Source organism: Thioclava sp. ISO4, assembly GCF_058105145.1.
This window is the reverse complement of sequence record NZ_CM176571.1, coordinates 1,307,854-1,325,925: the sequence shown is the minus strand read 5'-3', so window position 1 is coordinate 1,325,925 and position 18,072 is coordinate 1,307,854. Positions and strand designations below refer to the sequence as shown.

At 59.1% G+C, this 18,072-nt stretch carries 21 protein-coding genes; 12 read left to right on the top strand and 9 right to left on the bottom strand.

What is annotated here, in order from left to right; genetic code table 11:
- Window positions 1-262: 262 nt before the first annotated feature.
- The 4 genes from AC2TZ7_RS06700 to AC2TZ7_RS06685 are packed head-to-tail and all read right to left on the bottom strand — an operon-like array spanning window position 263 to window position 7,432.
- The gene (locus tag AC2TZ7_RS06700) at window positions 263-1,465 is read right to left on the bottom strand and encodes a Wadjet anti-phage system protein JetD domain-containing protein (RefSeq protein ID WP_489866324.1); all 1,203 of its coding nucleotides are present in this window, start codon (window positions 1,463-1,465) and stop codon (window positions 263-265) included.
- A complete protein-coding gene (locus AC2TZ7_RS06695) occupies window positions 1,465-5,001 on the bottom strand; it encodes an ATP-binding protein (protein ID WP_489866323.1) in 3,537 nt (1,178 codons plus the stop codon). Before AC2TZ7_RS06695 ends, AC2TZ7_RS06700 begins: the two co-directional genes overlap by 1 nt.
- The gene (locus AC2TZ7_RS06690; RefSeq protein ID WP_489866322.1) at window positions 4,998-5,759 is read right to left on the bottom strand and encodes a DUF4194 domain-containing protein; all 762 of its coding nucleotides are present in this window, start codon (window positions 5,757-5,759) and stop codon (window positions 4,998-5,000) included. Before AC2TZ7_RS06690 ends, AC2TZ7_RS06695 begins: the two co-directional genes overlap by 4 nt.
- Window positions 5,756-7,432, bottom strand: a complete 1,677-nt coding sequence (locus AC2TZ7_RS06685; protein ID WP_489866321.1) for a DUF3375 family protein — start codon at window positions 7,430-7,432, stop codon at window positions 5,756-5,758. Before AC2TZ7_RS06685 ends, AC2TZ7_RS06690 begins: the two co-directional genes overlap by 4 nt.
- A gap of 571 nt (window positions 7,433-8,003) precedes the next feature.
- Between AC2TZ7_RS06685 and AC2TZ7_RS06680 the strand changes: the two genes are divergently transcribed.
- The 5 genes from AC2TZ7_RS06680 (at window position 8,004) to AC2TZ7_RS06660 (ending at window position 11,095) form a co-directional block, all read left to right on the top strand.
- A complete protein-coding gene (locus AC2TZ7_RS06680; protein ID WP_489866320.1) occupies window positions 8,004-8,432 on the top strand; it encodes a PACE efflux transporter in 429 nt (142 codons plus the stop codon).
- Between the two features lie 2 nt (window positions 8,433-8,434).
- Entirely contained in the window at window positions 8,435-9,082 is a 648-nt protein-coding gene (locus AC2TZ7_RS06675; protein ID WP_489866319.1) for a 5-formyltetrahydrofolate cyclo-ligase, read from the top strand.
- A gap of 217 nt (window positions 9,083-9,299) precedes the next feature.
- A complete protein-coding gene (locus tag AC2TZ7_RS06670; RefSeq protein ID WP_489866318.1) occupies window positions 9,300-10,067 on the top strand; it encodes an SLC13 family permease in 768 nt (255 codons plus the stop codon).
- Between the two features lie 84 nt (window positions 10,068-10,151).
- Window positions 10,152-10,526, top strand: a complete 375-nt coding sequence (locus AC2TZ7_RS06665) for an ArsB/NhaD family transporter (RefSeq protein ID WP_489866317.1) — start codon at window positions 10,152-10,154, stop codon at window positions 10,524-10,526.
- 212 nt (window positions 10,527-10,738) lie between these two features.
- Window positions 10,739-11,095, top strand: a complete 357-nt coding sequence (locus AC2TZ7_RS06660; RefSeq protein WP_098410053.1) for a response regulator — start codon at window positions 10,739-10,741, stop codon at window positions 11,093-11,095.
- Between the two features lie 260 nt (window positions 11,096-11,355).
- Here the strand turns inward: AC2TZ7_RS06660 and AC2TZ7_RS06655 are convergent, their stop codons facing one another.
- From AC2TZ7_RS06655 to AC2TZ7_RS06645, 3 genes are all read right to left on the bottom strand, one after another.
- Window positions 11,356-11,517 carry a hypothetical protein gene (locus AC2TZ7_RS06655; protein WP_489866316.1) on the bottom strand — a complete coding sequence of 54 codons (162 nt, stop codon included), beginning with the start codon at window positions 11,515-11,517 and terminating at the stop codon, window positions 11,356-11,358.
- A gap of 67 nt (window positions 11,518-11,584) precedes the next feature.
- Window positions 11,585-11,803 carry a hypothetical protein gene (locus AC2TZ7_RS06650; protein ID WP_489866315.1) on the bottom strand — a complete coding sequence of 73 codons (219 nt, stop codon included), beginning with the start codon at window positions 11,801-11,803 and terminating at the stop codon, window positions 11,585-11,587.
- A gap of 56 nt (window positions 11,804-11,859) precedes the next feature.
- Window positions 11,860-12,066 (bottom strand): cold-shock protein, encoded by a 207-nt coding sequence (locus tag AC2TZ7_RS06645; protein ID WP_489866314.1) that lies wholly within the window; start codon window positions 12,064-12,066, stop codon window positions 11,860-11,862.
- Between the two features lie 710 nt (window positions 12,067-12,776).
- On the opposite strand from AC2TZ7_RS06645, the gene AC2TZ7_RS06640 reads away from it, so the two are divergent.
- The 7 genes from AC2TZ7_RS06640 to AC2TZ7_RS06610 all read left to right on the top strand — a co-directional run bounded on the left by AC2TZ7_RS06640 (window position 12,777) and on the right by AC2TZ7_RS06610 (window position 16,383).
- Window positions 12,777-13,046, top strand: coding sequence for a DUF982 domain-containing protein (locus AC2TZ7_RS06640; RefSeq protein ID WP_098410050.1), 270 nt, complete (start codon window positions 12,777-12,779; stop codon window positions 13,044-13,046).
- Between the two features lie 95 nt (window positions 13,047-13,141).
- Complete coding sequence (locus AC2TZ7_RS06635) at window positions 13,142-13,330, top strand: hypothetical protein (protein WP_098410049.1); 189 nt, start codon at window positions 13,142-13,144, stop codon at window positions 13,328-13,330.
- A 183-nt stretch (window positions 13,331-13,513) separates the two neighbouring features.
- Window positions 13,514-13,720 carry a cold-shock protein gene (locus AC2TZ7_RS06630; RefSeq protein WP_098410048.1) on the top strand — a complete coding sequence of 69 codons (207 nt, stop codon included), beginning with the start codon at window positions 13,514-13,516 and terminating at the stop codon, window positions 13,718-13,720.
- Between the two features lie 181 nt (window positions 13,721-13,901).
- A complete protein-coding gene (locus tag AC2TZ7_RS06625; protein ID WP_157771556.1) occupies window positions 13,902-14,054 on the top strand; it encodes a hypothetical protein in 153 nt (50 codons plus the stop codon).
- 708 nt (window positions 14,055-14,762) lie between these two features.
- A complete protein-coding gene (locus tag AC2TZ7_RS06620) occupies window positions 14,763-15,707 on the top strand; it encodes a DnaJ C-terminal domain-containing protein (protein ID WP_489866313.1) in 945 nt (314 codons plus the stop codon).
- Window positions 15,704-16,033, top strand: a complete 330-nt coding sequence (locus AC2TZ7_RS06615; protein WP_489866312.1) for a chaperone modulator CbpM — start codon at window positions 15,704-15,706, stop codon at window positions 16,031-16,033. The genes AC2TZ7_RS06620 and AC2TZ7_RS06615 overlap by 4 nt, the downstream gene beginning before the upstream one ends.
- A gap of 143 nt (window positions 16,034-16,176) precedes the next feature.
- Window positions 16,177-16,383, top strand: coding sequence for a hypothetical protein (locus tag AC2TZ7_RS06610; protein WP_078530865.1), 207 nt, complete (start codon window positions 16,177-16,179; stop codon window positions 16,381-16,383).
- A 110-nt stretch (window positions 16,384-16,493) separates the two neighbouring features.
- On the opposite strand, the gene AC2TZ7_RS06605 is transcribed toward AC2TZ7_RS06610, so the two are convergent.
- Both AC2TZ7_RS06605 and AC2TZ7_RS06600 read right to left on the bottom strand, forming a co-directional pair.
- Complete coding sequence (locus AC2TZ7_RS06605; RefSeq protein ID WP_489866311.1) at window positions 16,494-17,405, bottom strand: transglutaminase family protein; 912 nt, start codon at window positions 17,403-17,405, stop codon at window positions 16,494-16,496.
- Between the two features lie 145 nt (window positions 17,406-17,550).
- Window positions 17,551-18,063: a hypothetical protein gene (locus AC2TZ7_RS06600; protein WP_489866310.1), complete on the bottom strand. Its 513-nt coding sequence runs from the start codon at window positions 18,061-18,063 to the stop codon at window positions 17,551-17,553.
- Between the last annotated feature and the right edge of the window lie 9 nt (window positions 18,064-18,072).

Below are 18,072 nucleotides of genomic sequence, written 5' to 3'. Positions count from 1 at the left end.
GGTGTGCGCGCTGGCAATGACGCAAAGTGCCTCCTGCCCGAGTGCGGTGGCTTGAGGGTAAAATTTTTTTCAAGCGTTTGAATTTAATACATTTGTTGCGCTCAGAGCAAAGCTTCCGGCCGCTGAAACAATAAAGCGTTCTATTTCGATTACTTAGACCAACGAACGCAACGCGAACGGATTAACGTATGGCCTCCTTACCTCAAAATTGGCAAAAAAGAGGTCCACCATAAACCGGACTATTCAAACTGTTCGGCGCAAATTACTCCGCCGGCGCACGTTCGAGCATCTGCCGAAGCGTTGCACGCGGGAGGCGCTCCTGTTCGAGGAACGCACCGCGCTCAGAAAGACACGAACGCAAGCGAGCCTCTCCTTCCGTCAGATTGGGCATCGGACGCGCAACACGCGCATTCGGGTTCTCGGCCGTGGCAATATGGAGATGGTCTTGAGCGCTCTCCCAATCCATCATGAAGGACCGCACATGAGGCAATTGCTCACGCAGCCGGTCGAGAATGTCGAAGCCGTGCCCGTCGCAATCTCCCCAGTAGAGAATGGCAACCTGGGAGAGCCAAGGCATCAGCTTGGCATAGGCTAGGATCGCCTTGCCCTGTCCGAAAATGATGCAGTCGCCAGGGCCTGGCTCGAATCGATCGAGTGTTGTCTCGTTTTCGACGATAAGAACGCGAGAGATCCGTGGTGGAGCTTCAGCGAAAAGCTGGGGTTGTACGCCCATGTTCGCGACCCATCCGCCTTCGCAACTCGAGGGGTGAATGCGGATTTTGACCATGCTCTTCGAGACCTCGAAAAGGCCGAGCTTGCCTTCGAAGCTCTCGGCAGCCTCGTCGATCCAACCGAACTCCCGAAAGACAGACAGAACGAGTTGTCGATGCCGCTCGATCCACTTGGTGTCCATCCCATGAACGGGAAGCTCGCGCAGAGACATATCGGCGAGATCCTCGTCGCTCACATCTCGGCGCCATCGAGCAAGCGCGAGGACAGTGTCGAGATCTTCAGGCGCCTGGCGGTAAAGGAGAGCCCTGAGAGTGTCGTCGCAGATCTGGCACCCCTTGAGAGCCTCGAGGGAAGCGATATGGGCATCGAACGAGATCATTCTGTCGAAGTGATCCTCTCCGAGGAAGCGTGCGAGCTGAGTGCGATCGGCGAAGGATATCTTGCGCACGAAGGCGAGATCGCGCGCCAAGGCGAAGTTCTTTCGAGCCTCAATCAAATTGGCTCCGCATGCTTTCGCGGCCGCCTGCCATGCGCCCCGCCAATCATGGATCTCCGAGACGGCTTCGGGTGGCGCTCCCCGGGTCATGCCACGGGTCTTGATGGATTTCTCGAGTAGCGGCCTCTCCGGCTCCTGTTGGGTGTCGTAACCCCATAGGAAGCTCATGGCCTTGCGCGAGCGTTTGAGATCTGCGCGCAGGTCGTCTGGGTATTGCAGTTGATGTGACGTCGTCATCAGCCGACTTCCTCGGCATCAGCCGCGAACTTGAAGTTTTCGAGGTCGCTGTCGTCGTCACTGAGATTGCCGAAATCGAGTGTCGCCACTTCCATTCGCGTGGTCGCGGTCTGCAGGTTGCCGGGACGCGAGATCATGAAGATCGTCCGCGCGACCGGCTCAAAGGGCCTAATCTTGGACATCGGCGTCGCCGCGATGATTTGCAGCCCAAAGGCCTCGAGGACCTGGATGGCCGCGCGTGTCGTCTCGCTGTCGGATTTGCTGAACGCTTCGTCGATCAGCATCGTGTGGAGACAGTGATCGCGCACGCTCTCGTCATAGGCCTTGAAGGCGGTGTTGACGGCGACGCCCATCATGAAGGCCGAGAAGCGTTCGCGCTCCCCGCCAGAAAGGCTTTGACCGCTGTCGATCTGGCGCACCAGCCGCTCAGTGCCGTTCTCTTCGGTGCGCAATTCTCGGATCGTCGCGTCCCAGCGGTTTGCCAGATATTGTATGCGCTGACGCCGGTCTCTTTGCTGGGACTTTTCGTCATCGCGAAGGAAGTCTGCGATATCCGCGTAGCGCTGGAATTGATCCGCCTCGCTGCGATCGGTGTGGTGGTCGAGAGCCTGGCTCAACAAGGCATCGAAGGCGACGATGACCTGGTCCTTTGAACGATCGACACGGATTTTTGCGAACGTCCCGGCTTTCGGGTTGAAAATGTTCTGCTCCAGCACCGTGTTCACGCCTGCGATGATACTGCGGACTTCCTGATCGTAAGTGTTCAGCTTGCCTTGCAAGGCCATCACGTTCGTTCGGAGAGTGTTCTGGCGGAACTTGTCAGCCTCTTCCTGAGCGATAGGCAACTCGCGTTCACGGATTGTCACGAGGCGGGCTCGCCATTGCTCTCGCTCATGTTGGCCGTCGAGATCGGCACCGCGCACCTGATTGGTCAGCCCCTTGTTGCGCTCTCCGTCATAGGTGTCGAGATAATCATTGATGGCCTTGACTGCATTGAGGCCCTTTTGGCTTAGAGATTTTCGGCCGTTCGAAATCCGCGCGCGATATGCTCTCCCAAGAGTCTCGAACATCCCGCGAATACGGCTGTCCTCTCCCATAGGGACAACGCGAAGAAGTGCGGAGCCAGGTCCCGGCGGCACATGCGCCCCCGCAAGAAGCTCGCTTCGAATGACCTTGTAATCGGTGCGGGTGAGGCGCGCCTCGGTGGCCGCCCTCCGTGTGCGCATTTCATCTGATTTCTCATCAATTCGCTCTTGAACCGTAGAGAACTGCGTCTCTTTCTGGATGATCTCATGCTCCAGTTTGGTGAGGCGCTCTTGTTTCTCTTTTCGTCTGGTCGAGAGCTCTGCACGACGCTCTCGGCTCTTACGCATATCGTCAGTCTGGATGCGATCCAGTTCGTTGCTGAGGTAATCCACACGGCTCTCGAGATCGGTGGTGTCTACCTCCTCCCAAGGACGCATTCGGTCGGACAGTTTGTTCAGGGCGTCGCGTTTTGCGCCGAGGGACGTAAGCGCGCCGCTTACGTTATCATACATCTGTCTGTCTTTCTGGAGATCGGCATCGATTGCCGAAATCTCAGATCGCAGGGCCGCGATCCGGTCTTCGACGGACCAGCCAAGAACGTAGCTGGACCGCTGGTTGCGCGACCGCGTCCCGTCTTTTTCAGCACTGGTGTCCGAGTGCGAAATCGAGGCGCGCTGGGTGATGGCCTTGCCGCGCGTGCGCGGGAACTCCTCGCCGGAAACGCATAGGTGATCGGCCCGATGAGTGAGTTGGTCTTGCACATAAGTCGAAAAGGGGTGATCGCGCAGTTCGATTTTGCGCGCCATCGCGCGCTTGTCCAATCGGGCCAGCGCTATTCTTGCTCTGGATTGCGCTTCCGTGCCGATCCGAGCCTCGGTCATGGCTTCGAGGCGAATTCGAACCTGTGCCTCGGAGGCTTCCATCGCGGCTTTTGCGGCCTCATAGCGGCTCTCTGGAACGAGCATTTTTGTTGCGATGGCGCCGAGGAGCTGATTGGCCGCGAACTCCCACCCGTCTCTGCTCTCTTCTTCGACCTGCATCAATTCCCCCATGAAGGGCATATCGTCAGGCTCAAGACCGCAGGCTCGAGCGATTTCCTCGCGGGCATTGCGCAAGTCGGATCGGATTGGTGACCCCGCTTTTTTAACCTTCTCGATTTCGCCTTCGAGGGACGCGATTTCGCGTTCAGCTTGTCGGACGCGCCCGCCAATCTCGCCACGGTCGATTTCCATCTCGGCAATCTTTTCCTGTAGATCAGGCAGGGTGTCGAGGTGTTTGACAATTTTCTCCCACCCTGCCCTATCGGCAGACACGGGAGCTTCGATCCCACTTTCCATGGCGGCTTCCACGATCGAGACACGCTGTGCCGTGATGCGGTCTCTCTCGCGGATTTTTGCGTCTAATTCGCGTTCGAGAAATTCGATCCGGTCACCGTCCGCAGCCTTTATAGCCTCGTTGAGGGCGTCGATCTCCTGATCGAGTTGCTCAATTTCCTTTTGGTTGGCCGCGTGCTCTGTCCTCGCGGCACTTGCTTTCATCGCGTGGAAGCGCTGCATCCGGCGCGCGGACAGAAGCTCCATGTAGGATTGCACGAGCGGGAGGCCTTGTTCGATCCGGTGCAGGCGAACTTCTTCTGCAAAGGCTTCGTCGAGGGTATCGAGTTGTCTCGAGATGTCTTCGAGATCTGCAATCTGTTTGCGCGTCAGTGCGATTTTTGCGCGCGCCTTTCCATGGGACTCGATGGCTTGAAGCGTTTCTTCGGCCATGCCGAGAAAATCGACATCCGGAAGCATGTAGCTGCGCACGAATTGGGTGGTCGAGCCCATGACCTGAAGGCTCGAGGCGAGGGAGAGAAGACGAAAGGCGCGTTGCGCCTGGGCCGATGAGCCAAGGCCAAGTTCTGTGCCGACGCGTCCCATGAACAGGTCGAAATTGGGATGGACATCGAACCCGTCCTGTTCCCCGCGGGTGCGCAGGCGCCCAGATGTTTCCCAGCTGCGAAAGTCGTGACGCAGGCTCAGCGCGCGCTCGGAGGTAATGTAGTGCCAATGGCTCTTCCCGCCGTCGTCGATATAGAGCAGTCGACCAGCACTGAAGTTTTCACCAGAGGCAGTAGAAAAAACGACCATGATGCCCATGAATGTTTCCTGGTCACCGAACCGGCGCAGCGTGTGCTTGCTGACCCGACCATCGGTTTCCTTGTCGCCGACGATCCCGCGATAGTAGTTCGGGACGGACCGGTCATTGCCCCCACGGCTCTCACCGGCGGCCGCCCCATTCAGTCGAGGCTTCATGTTGAAGCAGACATTCATTGCATCGAAGGCTGTGGATTTCCCGGCGCCGTTTTCGCCTGCGAAGATGGAGCCGGCGCATTCCATGTCGAAGCTCGTGGGGGCCCCGTGATAGGAGCCGAAGTTTCGCACCTCGATGCGTTTGATGCGATAGCCGGTGAACGTCTCAGGACGGATCGGGCTTGGTTGCTCGAACAGGTTTTCCTGAATCTGATTCATGCTTTTTCTCCTGCTCGGTCGGCATTATCGACGAATTTTCCCATCATGTCTCCGTCTGCAGGGGCAGGCTCGATTGCTTCGTCCTGTGCCGCATTGAAGAGATCATGGACCAGATCGTCTTCGTCGAGTTCAGCTTCCTCTTTCGCGGGCTTCTTTCCGCCTTCGTTTTCGGAGACATAAGTCAGGTCTTCGATGAACTTCAGCAGCACATCGTCTGTCAGTCTCAGGACGACCCATTTTGTGACGGACCAGGAGGTCCCGCGATCGGCTGAGACCCGCTTCATGACGAAGCCCTTGCCTTCGAGGTCGCGCAGGCGCGCCGTCATTCCGTCACGCACCTTACCATGGTTTTCGCGATGCTCGGCATCGTGGTAGCGCAGGAATTCAGCGAAGAGATCGTTCTCGAAGACCCAGGCTGCCTCGGGGGTCGCGATTGCGCTTTCATAGCGAAGGCGCAGGATGACCAGAAGGACCGAGGCCCAGTAGTTTTGAGCGCGCGAGCTGTAGATCGGCCGGAACGGTGTTCCACCGGTGTCGCGAGATACTCGTGCGATCTTCTCGTCATCCATGACCTGCAGGCACATTGCGCCCAGCTGGAGATCGATCAGGAGATCGAGACCTTCGAGGGCAAAATGGGACTTCAGTACATTACGCACTTCATAGGCATACTCGAAAAGTTCGGGATCGGTATCGAGATCAAGGCCGGGCTCGCGGTGGAGATGCGTGATGACGTTGTGCGGGGTGAATTTCGTGCTCATTGAAATGTCTCATCTTGATAAAAGTCGCGCGCCCTCAAGATCCCGGCTGGCGCTTTTTCAGGTCGAAGGGTTTTGATCCGGTTGGTCAGGTCCAGGCGCTCGTTCGGATTTCGGCATGTCTCGATTGTCAGAACGTCCGTATTTGATCCGTCGAAAAGACCTTGTCCGGGGTCTCCCGTGCGGGTGAAAACAGGATCGGCGGCGCGCAGGCGCTGAATGGTTCCGGGTCGGGCAGGATCGTCGAGAAGCATTTCGAATTCCCATCCGGGATGGAAAATGGCGGGGTGCATGCTCATCGCAATCCGCATCCATCCTGCGATCTCATCGAGCCCGTAGCGGGGCGGCAGGTTCTTCAGGATGGTCGAGAGCGAAACGTCTCCGCCGATTTCGATGAGCTTCGACACGCGCCGCTTGAGCCTTTGGGGATCGATATGAGCCTCTTTTTCGGCAGCCTCTCTCACGGCTTTTGCTGCGATTTCCGGATCGAGACCTTCGAGTGGAGGAAGGTCTTCCACGTCTTCTGGTTTGTTCGGCGGGAGCGGGTTGAGGCGGAAGTCGAACCAGTAATTCTTCGCTTCACGCTCGATGTCTATTTTCAGCCCCTCGACCGGCCCCCAGCCGGGACGCGTCGAGACTTTCCCTTCCTTTGCGAGTTCACGCATCGTTTCGCTGATCTGGAGGAGACGGCGCGACTGACCGAGGCGCCGCTCGAAGGTCGCATCCTGAATGAAGGTGGTCACACGGTGGGCGGCTTGCTGATCTTCGCTGACTGTCTGCAGAGACAGGGTCGTGAAGTGATCGAAGAAGTTGCGCGCCTGCAGGGAGGCGGAGGTGCCGATGTAGTTTGAGCATTGCAGAAGGATCGTTTCCACGGCCTGTTCGAGATGGCGGCGCTTGCCTTCATCGAGATGGAGATCTGCCAATTGTCGCATCGCGAGATAGGCCGAGCGGGACCTTCCCTCATTGAGGTGTTCGAGCACCGCACGCATCACCTGACCATGGCTTTCTTCGGTTGCATAAAAGAGGTCTGTGGCCTCTGTCAGGTTTTCGCGAAGATCTGTCGGCAGACGGCCCAGCGCGCTGAACATGTCCCGCACGGTGCGCACCAGTGTGGAGGCGTAGATCTGCCGATCGGAGTCCTGAACAGGTCGCACGCCCTCGGCTTCAAGCGCGTCAATCTTGCGCTGGATGTCTTCTTGCTGAGCTTTGTACTTTTCGACGAGAGCGGCCTTGTCCTGACGTAGGTGCGAGGCAGCATCGACGATATCGTCGAGAAAGCGCCCGAGAGAAACGGTGGAAACGGTTTCGAGGTTGTCTTCGACTTCGAGGGCAATCTGCAGCGCGGCGCGAGCTGCGGGACGCATGACAACCTGACGCCCAAGGGAAGGATCGTCCTGGATTGCAAACCAGGGAACGCCGCCCTCCTGGCTGCACCAGGCCTCGAGCTGCTCGGCGGGAGAGAGCTTGAAAGATCCCGCGATCTGCTTTTCGCGAACTTCCTCGAGCACTCCCTCGCAGATGCGCAGAAAGCGATCGATCGGAGCGTTGAGCGCATATTCATCGCGAAAAACGCGATAAGCTACCTCGAGGGCATAGCCTCGATAGGCCTGCCGTAAAAGCGCGAGAACTGGATTGGCCTCGACGGTTTCAAGAAGGTTTTGATCGTTGGCCATAGACTGGGAACCCCTCTCTCAACGATCACGAAAAACATCGTTTACGTTACCTCAGATTATTTTATCTGGGGTGTCGACCGTTATCTGCAACATTATCCGATTGGCCTAAGGGCGAAGAAATGAGTACAGATTTTGCTCCAATGAGGCCCGTAAGGTGTGCCGCTATGCATCTCCCAGCCCCTCTACAAAGTGGGCGCTGCTCAGGTCGAGAATATAGATGCCCCGACCTCTATGATCCGCATGTGAGGACGCGCGTGGGGCGTCGCTCCTTGTATTTGGTCGATATCCATTTCAATCGCTTTTCGCGGCTCTCTCCCACCTTTAGGAGGCGATCCGTTGCGAGGATCAGTGCGATAGCTGACGATCGGGAGACGCCTGCGTGGCAGAGCAACACCAACCTGGCTTCGGTCGTGGCTGGATGAAAGACCCGTGGCAGGTCATGGACAGCGCAACGTGCGCCCATGCTTGAAAAGCCGACGCACGGGCCCCACCATAAGGAGACTTGGGGAAGACCTCGCCCGACTACAAGGTCTGCACGCTGGACCGCCTGACCTGTAAACGAAGACATTCTATGCGCAGCACCCCAGACCGTATCCGCCAAGCCGTGAGCTTCGAACTCATTGGCATCCTAATCGTCACGCCGCTCTTCGCCTGGGCCTTCGATCACCCCATGGGGGATATGGGCGTGCTGGTCGTTCTCGGGGCGACCGCGGCCACCGTCTGGAACTATCTATTCAACCTGGCCTTCGATCACATCCTGCTCTGGCGTCGTGGCGATGCCCGTAAGACGATGCTGCTTCGGATCTCTCACGCGGTGCTTTTCGAGGTGACGCTGCTTACCCTGCTCCTACCGATTTTCGCATGGTGGCTCGACGCCTCCCTGCTAACCATTCTCGTGATGGAACTGTCCTTTGCAGGCTTCTACCTCGTCTACACCTTCGTTTTCACTTGGGGATACGATACGATCTTTCCGCCTCGGAAACGCGAGCGGATGGCATAACCATGGAAGATGATGCTACCGGAGGAGCCCCCGCCTGCTTTGCCCATCTTCTGATCGATGGGCATCTGGTCGATCCCGAGACAGCACGCGACGTGGCGCGGTTCAGGCGGGCGGCGCGCGCTCGGCTTGTGGCCGCGCGGGCCTTGTCAACAGAAGACCGAGAGCGCGCGACCGCGCACTTGATTGACGGTCTCGAGAGGATCGTGCCCCTCGATCCTACCACCACCGTGGCGGTCTATTGGCCGATCCGGGGCGAGCCGGATCTGCGGCTCTGGATGCGCAAGGCACACGACTCCGGGGCCGAAGTTCTGTTGCCTGTCGTCATCGCGCGAGATGCGCCGCTCGAATTCCATACGTGGTCCCCGGAATGCCGGATGGTGCGCGGCATCTGGAACATTCCCGTGCCAGCCGCAGGCGAGCCTCGCACGCCCGACATCGTGATCGTCCCCCTTGTCGGCGTCGACACGACCCTTCACCGCCTCGGAAACGGGGGTGGCTATTACGACCGCACGCTCGCCCGTTTTGAGAAGACGCCGCGGGTGGTTGGTATCGGCTTTTCGAACTGCGGCTTGCCGACCATCTACCCGATGCCTTGGGATGTGCCGATGGACGAGATCCTTCTGTCGGATGGCACGCATATGACGAGATAGCGCAGAGACGAGCTGAGCCGTGGCGCATCGCCGCCTCTAACGGCAGGGCTCCGCGCCGAACCTCTTTGACTGTAACCGGCGCGTCGGATGCCGCGTTCGATTTCGCGACACAGGCCACCCGCCTTGCGAGTAAGCATCGACAGCTTTCGTCAGATCAGACATTGCATTGATGCCCAACGGGCAATCGGTATGACCGCATGTGTTGAACGAGCTGATGATGGTTGAGGTGATCGGTCTTTCTATTGCGGCTCTTACCACGGCGGGCGTGATCCTGCGTCCCTTCGGCTGGGCCAACTGGATCTTTGCCGTGAGCGGCGCCGCAGCGGTGGTTCTTCTGGGGGCACTACCACTCTCCGACGCCCCGCATGCCATCGGCGAAGGCCGAGAGGTCTATTTCTTTCTGGTCGGCACGATGCTTCTCGCAGAAGTCGCGGGCCGCGAGGGCCTTTTCGAGCATCTTGCCGCCCGCGCGGTGCGGGCGGCGGCGGTCTCTGCGCGGCGCCTGTTTTTCATCCTTTATCTGGTCGGCGCAGGCGTGACGGTTTTCCTGTCGAACGATACTACGGTCGTCGTTCTGACGCCTGCCGTCCTCGGGGTGACGCGCCATGCGCGCGTGCCGCCCCTGCCCTATCTCTTCACCTGCGCCATCGTCGCAAATGCGGCGAGCTTCGTCCTGCCGATCTCGAACCTTGCCAATCTCGTGCTCTACCATGGTGCCCTCCCGCACCTCGGCGATTGGCTCGCGCGGCTCGCTTTGCCTGCTCTCGTTGCGATCGTCGTCAGCCATCTCTCTCTTCGCTGGGCGATGCGCCATGATCTGGGCACAGAGCCCGGGACGCCCGATGTCGCCGCGCTTTCGCGGGGTGGCTGGGTCGCGGCGGCCGGGCTGAGCCTTTCGGCGGTGCCGCTGGTCACGGTCTCATCTCTGGGTGGCGGCTGGGACTTGCGACGCTCAGTGCCGGAGCCGCCGTGGCGCTGGTGGTAGCGTTGACCACCCGGCGGCCTCCCTTGCCCCTCTTGCGGCACCTGACATGGGGCGCTCGTCGCCGGGCTTTTCGAGCTGGTCGCCATGCTGGACCGCGTCGTGTTCCTTTCGACGCTCGGCCAATGGCTCGGGCAGATCTCCGCAACCTCGCCGCGGGCGGCAGCGGGAGCGAGCGGGATAGCGGTCGGCATCGCGAGCAACATGCCTGTCGGACTGGCTGCCGCCGCGGCCGCGACAGCAGGAGACCTCTGGGATCTCATGCGCGACTGCCTCTTGATTGGCGTGGATCTTGGACCGAACCTCTCGGTGACTGGGTCGCTCGCAACACTCCTGTGGCTCGCGACCCTTCACCGGTCCGGCATTCACGTCTCCGCAGCCCAGTTCCTGGGCGTCGGGCTCAGGATCATGCCGCCCGCGCTCATCCTAGCGCTTCTGATCCGCCTGTGTCTGCCGCGATAAGAGGCTTGAAGTGACTAGGCGCCATGTGGCGAGGCCAGCGGGCATGGCCCGCTGAACACGCGCCCAAAATAGATAAATATTAAATCCGCCAGGGAACCGCAGATGTGCGATAGCGTTGATCTAGGTCTTCTGACCACAAGTTGGTCTATCGCAATCGCGTATTGTCCCTGTGTCCTGGCAAAGCGCACCTTCTCCTCAGGCACCAAGGTAATATGATGCGCAACGATGCGACCAAAGTTCTCGTCGTCGAGGACGAGGCCATCATAAGGATGGATCTCGTTCTTGGGCTCGAAGAACTGGGCTATTATGTGCTTGAGGCGAGCTCCGCTGATGCTGCACTCAGCCTACTAGACGCGTGGCAGGAAATTGACCTGCTAATTACCGATATCGACATGCCCGGCAAAATGAACGGAGCGGGGCTCGCGCATGAGGTGCGGCGCAGGTTTCCCGCATGCCAGATCATCATCATGTCGGGGCATTCAGCGCCCGAAACGCTAGACCTCCCCAAGCGCAGTGCTTTTATGCCAAAACCGATCAGCCCTGGCGAACTCGCAGCGACCTTCACCTGACGAAAAGCTCTGAATATCCGCGATTGCGCCTAAGACGGCATCCTCAGCGTGAAGGTCGTGCCGGCTGACGCGGTGTCCGGTTCCCGGATTAGAATTCTGACAGCCGAATGACCTATCCGCTAAGAAAGCGAAGCGGCAGGAGTTTCCTCCCGCCGCTTTGCCTCCCGACGAGTCGTGTGGCGCGCGTCATTAAGTTTTTGCGAAACCTCAGATCGCTCAGCCCTCTTGCCAGGAATTCCGGTTCCGAATTTCAGACAAGACTATTCCTGAATACCGCCCGGCAGGGCGCTGCGCTCGTCCGGTATCTTTTCTTCGGACAAACTCCGGAAGAAGTGATGCCAAGCAAGAGCGGCATGGCCCTTGGAATGCGCGTGGTCCTTCGTCTGGGACGTCTTGCCCGCAGGCATTTTTTCGACAGCCATATTTCGGCCCTCCCTTTAATCCCCGAGAGATACTCGGAAAATTCCTGTGGATGACCGAAATATCCGGTCAGCGTCGCGGCTTTTTCTTGCGCGGGGACGGTGCCGCAGCACTTTCGTCCGAATTCCGCTCCAAACGCGCCGCGCGCAAACTCGCGGTCAGCTCCGCTCTTTTCTCGGCGTCATCGTCACGGATGAGGCGCACTGCGGCATCCGTCTTGTCCTGAGCCGTCGCGGCTTTCCGAGGCAGATCACGGAAAAAGCCGTCCACGTTGTAATTGCGGGGCATATGCCCTCCTTGGTCGCGAAATCCGGCCCACCGGGCCGGATATGGAACCTTTGAGTTCAGCCGAGCGCCAGATTGCAGGCGGACTCACGCCCGTCGCGTCCGGTTTCGATCTCGTAGATGACGGCCTGTCCGTCATCGAGCTGCGAGAGGCCCGCGCGCTCGAGGGCCGAAATGTGGACAAAAATGTCACGTCCACCCGCCTTCGCTTCGATAAAGCCGAAGCCTTTGGTTTGGTTGAACCACTTCACGGTGCCATTGGCCATCGTGATGTCTCCTCAAATATTGCGGTCCGCGGAATGCGACAGCCCGGCTCAGTCAATTCAATAAGGCAGACTGAAGCCAAGTAGGGAGACAGGTTGCAGAAGGGAATAACGTAGCCTGTTTGTTCTACGCCAATTTGGCTCATTTAGCAAAGGAAATGCGCGGCGCTCCATCGCGTTGTCCGGCCTCCCCTGACGACAGCCGATTAATATCGAGCACAATCAATCTGTTGTGCGAAAACGCGGGCGCGCGCTGCAATTTCCTCGCAATAGTGGCGCAGATCGCTTATCTGTGAACTCGCATATCTTAATTCTCGGACCCTGTTCCTTCCGGCTCAGCGACGATCTTGAGCTTTGTCGGGCCGCGCGTTTTCGAAGGCGGCATAAGGAAAAGGAGCCTCACCCGGCCCATAGCGCCGTGACGCCGTTCGAGCAGACGAGTCGCTCACAAAACGTGCCGTGCGGGTTCTGGCCGATTGCACATATTCCACCCCTTGCGCGTTCGCCGCGAGCTTCGCACATCGAAAGTGCCCGATAGTGAGCCGCGCGCGTTGACGCTGACGGGGCACTATCCGAACGCAAAGACATCTCGCGCGCAATACCGCGCGTCGACCCAATTCACCGCATGGCGCAGGCCTCGCCCGCACCGTGCCTCCGTGATCGCGCGACCAGTCAAACTGGTCCCCTCACGAATTCTTGGAAAGATACGAACCTTGATCGAAATTTACTGGGGCAAGCCCATCTCTCTTGTCGTGTCGCCTGAGGGCGACGTCAAAAACTTCAGCACCATCGAGCAGGTGCATCACTGGCTTCGCAAGAAGTGGCCCGTCGCCGACACCGCGCAAGACCATGCGATCGGGCGTGTCGAGGCCGCCATGGACTGCCTCGGTTCCGTGGGCGATGCGCGCAGCGCCTTCCTTGGCGCCGCCTGCACCGCAGGTTTCGTGCCATTTGAACCAGCGGCTCGTGCCCTTGCGGCCTGACCGGTTAGACCCCGCGGCAGCCCGTCCGCAGCGGAGCCCTCCGGGCGAAGCGCGAAGGCTACAGGCTCTGCGATCGAAACTTTTCGACGGCCTGTTTGTCTCACCGCAAGCTGACCCCACCGATCGTGCAAGATGCGGACAATGTCTGGCGCAAGGGCATGGGCGCCTCCTTCTTGATGATCCCGCCCTGGCTTCCGGCCGCCGAAGCGAGCGCGCAGGTCGAGGCCTTTCTCGATATCGAGAAAGGCCGTCCGCCCTCAGCCTCGAACGCGCACCTGAGCTAAGAGACGCATTTCTCATCTCATTCCTCGGTTGCATCTTGTATCGCCGCCCGCCAGCCCCATCTATAAGAGGCTTAGTTATTCCGACCGCACCCTGTCTCCTTCATCGGCCTCAGTTTGCTTTTCGATCTGACCGGCCGACCTGCCGCATCCTGCGGGCAGATTTTCAAACAAGGAGACAACACGATGGCCAATGGCACCGTGAAATGGTTCAACCCCGGCAAAGGCTTCGGCTTCATCCAACCCGAGAACGGTCGTAAGGACGTATTCCTGCACATCAGCGCGCTCGAACGAGCGGGCCTTTCCCAGGTCGACGACGGTCAGAAAGTGACCTTCGAGATCGAGACCGGCCGCGATGGCCGGGAATCCGCCAAGGATCTCGAACTCGCCTGATAAAATCGTTCGCGGTCCGGTGTCTTCCGGTCCGCGAACGCACCCATGTTGCGAGAGTCTTCTCTGCTCGAATACCTTTGCGCAGTCCAGGTTCGAAACATCTGTAGAACCACCCATCCGGCATTGCGGATCAGGATGTGCGGGCGGGTTCAAAATTCACCTGTCTACGCGGAGAACGATCATGGGCTATTCCCCTCAAAAGAAACAACTCGACCTCAAGGATTTCCTGAGCCAGCCCGCCAAGAAAGGCTTTCGGAAAGGCGTCGGTTTTCGTCGTGCGCCAACAAATCCGACCCCAGTCAAAGCCGGCGCAAAACAGGCTGTGACGAAATAAAAAGCTGCGCCGAGTTAATTGATTTCCCCGCTCCCCGAGTGAACCTGCCTGATGGCCGCCCCCCCCGAGAGACGGGGCTGATCAGTCGGCGTTCAGTGCAAGCCGTTTTCCTGAAGGCCTATTGAGACGTCTTGATCCTTGTTTTGGGCCACGAAACCCTCATGGGTGATGGCCTCCTCGCTGGCCAAGTTCGCCAAAGATTCGGTGCACTACGACTCTTCTCCAGCTTTGGTGATGACCGTTACGCGACATCGTTTCTCTCGCACCGCGCTACCGGCCTTCGGATTGCACGGATAAAAGTGAGACAGGTTGACTGACGCATCCGCCATAGCGGATGTTTGGCTTTCTATCGGGCATTCGAAGCGATGGTAAAAACTGGTGGCCGAACAGGCATATAACGCCGCAAGCCGCTCCGAGCGATTGGCCCGCCGCCTGCATCCAGCAAGATGGGGCGCACACTCGCAAAAGAACAACACAGCTTGAAGTGTCTTGCGGTAGTCGTCGAGAACTCGGCCATGCCAGGTCGGCGTGTGGGATGCAGCGAGCCGCCGCTTGGCCCCAAATCAGTCAGCACAGTCAATCGTGACATTTCCACATTGACGTGGATCACGGACTTAAGCTCCCTTCTCATGGCATCCAACGACAAGTGAACCCACTTTCGCACGCGTTTTGCCTTACCAAGCATTGCTCGCCGAACAGGATATCTGGATGCCCAATGATCCATACGAAACCCTTGGCCTGACCAAGACTGCGACGGCTGACGAAATCAAGAAGGCGTATCGCAAACTGGTGCGGACAAGCCATCCGGATCTGCACCCGGATGACGCGGGCGCCGAAGCGCGGTTCAAGGCGATCTCGGCCGCCTATGAGATCTTGAAAGATCCCGAGACCCGTGCGCGCTATGACGCGGGAGAAATCGACAGTCTCGGCGCAGAACGTCCGCGGCGACAGTATTACCGTGATTTCTCGGGGTCCTCCGATAACACCTACCAGCACGGGCGCGGGTTTGGACCAGATGTTGATCCGGCAGATATCTTCGCGGACATATTGCGCAATCGCGGGCGGCCTGGCGCTGGCGACTTCGGCGACCGTGGGTTTTCCGCGCGCGGCGCCGACGCGCGGTATTCGCTCACCGTGCCATTTCTGGATGCAGCGCGGGGGGCGGAAACCCAAATAACGCTACCCGATGGACAAAGCCTGACCGTCAAGATCCCACAGGGCACCGAAGACGGCCAGACACTTCGGTTACGCGGCAAAGGTGCGCCTGGATATGGAGATGCCCCCGCGGGAGACGCGCTGATTACCGTTCTCGTGGGGTCCCACCCGGTGTTCGACCGCGAGGGGGATGACATCCTTGTAACGCTCCCGATCACCATCGAAGAGGCTATTCTCGGTGGCAAGGTCACCACACCGACCATTGACGGCCCAGTTGGACTCACCATCCCAGCGGGCGCAAGTTCGGGCCAGGTCTTACGTTTACGGGGACGTGGCATCGCCAACGCAAAGCGCAAAACCAAGGGCGATCAGCGGGTTGAGCTGAAGATCGTTACACCGCCCGACATTGACGAGGGCCTGCGTGATTTCCTCACCGAGTGGCGCAAGACACATAGCTTCGATCCGCGTGTCGACTTGATGAAAAGGGCCAGCGCATGACGGACAGTTTTTCCGAAGAGGACGTGATCTCCAACGTCACCCGGCTCACACGAAGTCAGCTTTTGAGCTATGTCGAAGGCGAGCTCGTCCGACCGGAAAAGAGTGACACCGGCTATGTTTTCCGCCGCGTCGACATCGCGCGATTGGAGTTATTGTGCGATCTTTCCCATGATCTTGACCTCGACGAAACGGCGCTGGCTATCGTGGTCTCGCTCCTTGACCAGCTGCATGCTGCGCGACAGGATCTCGTTACGATTGCCCGCGCGCTAGACAGCCTGCCACCGGAACTTCAGACGCGTGTCCTGGCAGCAATGAAACGGCCATGAACACAATGCGCCTCTCCCCCTTTGGAGAAAAGACTAACCTCAAAACGAGGACATTTCAGGGGAACAGGTCACCTGTCTTGCAGTAGTATGGCGGCTCGTTTCATTAACTGCCTCGAAGTGCGGACACTACAGGGAGATTAAAAATGGAAGACCCAATTCAGCTCGGCCAAGGCGTATTCGTGACTGGCGCAGAAAAAACGATCTTCCGATTTGAAGGACGCGCACGGGATGGCTTCGTCACTATTAGCGGATCAGGCGGATTCACGTGCGATGTGCCGGAAGATTGTATTCAAGCTGTCAAAAAGCGCAGCCGTAAGGAATTCGGAAATATCGACTTCCATCGCGACTGACCGCCTGGAATTGAGCCACTGGAACACTCTGAGAATGTCGGCTCCAACACGCTTTGCGCAGCCGCACGAGCGATTGAACCCACAAAACGCGCATCATCTGATTAACGCCTTCACAGGTCGTCGAAACCTACCTCCTCCGCCACGGACACGGCGGCCCGCCCGCTTTGAACGGAGACCTCAACAGAGAGATCGTAGAGCGCGTTGCCAAATCCTGAAAAGCTGCCCGAAATCGGTGAGACCTGATGGATGCCTCGACCGACCGCGACCGGTATCAGGTTCTGCGACCCGACGCTGCGATTTGTCGGATCGAATGCGATCCATCCGGCACCGGGGACGAATATCTCGACCCATGCGTGGGTCGCCCCTGAGCCAGCCGACCCCACAAGGTTCATTTCGGGATTGAAGAGATATCCCGAGACGATGCGGGCTCCGAAGCCGAGATGGCGGACGGCCTCGGCAAGCAGGACCGCAAAGTCGCGGCACGATCCCCAGCCTCGGTCGAGGGTTTCGGTCGGCGACTGGGTGCCCTCGTCGTCCCGGCTCTGGTAGGCAATCTGCGTGAACACACCGGTGCTGATGTCCTTCAACAGAGACAATGTGTCGGTCGGGCGCGCCATGACGAAGCCCTCGACCCAGCGGGAAAGGCGGCCTTTGGGGTCTTGGTATTGCGGGGTGGTCAGCGCCCCCAAGTCCGTCCAGTCGTCCGCGGCGTAGAGAAAAGGATACTGGGCTGCCGAGGAAGCGATAGCAAAGACCGGCCAGGCCGACGCGGTCAGCTCCACGGACGCGCGGCTTTCGATTGCCAGATGATCAGTCTGACAGTCGAACACGGCGGTGGCGATCGCGTTGCCGGCCACATCATGCGCCCACGTTATGTGCGCCGTCGGCGTAATGGAAAGTGCGTGCGAGAGTAGCCGCAATTCGCGCGTCTCACGCGGGCGCAGCATCAACCTGTGCGGCCCGAGAGAGACGTCTCCCCGGTATCGGTAGGTCGTGGTGTGAACGATGTCGAGACAGGCCAAATGGCGCTCCAATAAGGTCCGAAAAAAGTGGCGCCCGCGCCTATGCCCTTGCCGGTCAGCGGTGTCGCGATGGAGCCGGCCTGACCGCCAGGCGCTTCGCTAAGCCTTTCATTTCTCGCGGTCCTGACGGATACCGCGCTATGTTTCAAGCTTGCGAGGGCTGGCGTGTTTCCGGCCTCGTCGGCATCCCTTCGTTTTCTGCCGCCCGAATGGACGCTTCGTAGCGCCGTCTTTCGGGGGCCTTCAGGGGCCCCAGTCCGGGTAGATCGGGATCAGGCGACCGGAATACCGAGTAGAGATGGCGCAGATGCGCCTCCGAGACGCCATCAGCCTTCATGACGAGGCGCACCATCGGATCCGAAAGCATCTCTTCCACGAAAAAGTCCGACAGGGCGCGGCCCGTAAGCCTGTCCTTGGCACGCGCGTGATCGAGATCGGCCAGAGAAACCGTCAGCGTCCTCGCAAGCCCTGGATGCGAGGCCTTGGGATGCAGCTTCACCAGAACGGACGCTTTCCAGGTTTCGGGGTCCTTCCGATCCGGAGGAGAGACCAGCTCCGTCTCGATCTCATACTCTCCCGCCGGGAGTGTCTCGGTAAATCCCGGAAGGCTGAACGGGCGGGAAAAAACCGCAATGGTCTTGCGTGTAAACTCTTCCACCGGCGCAAT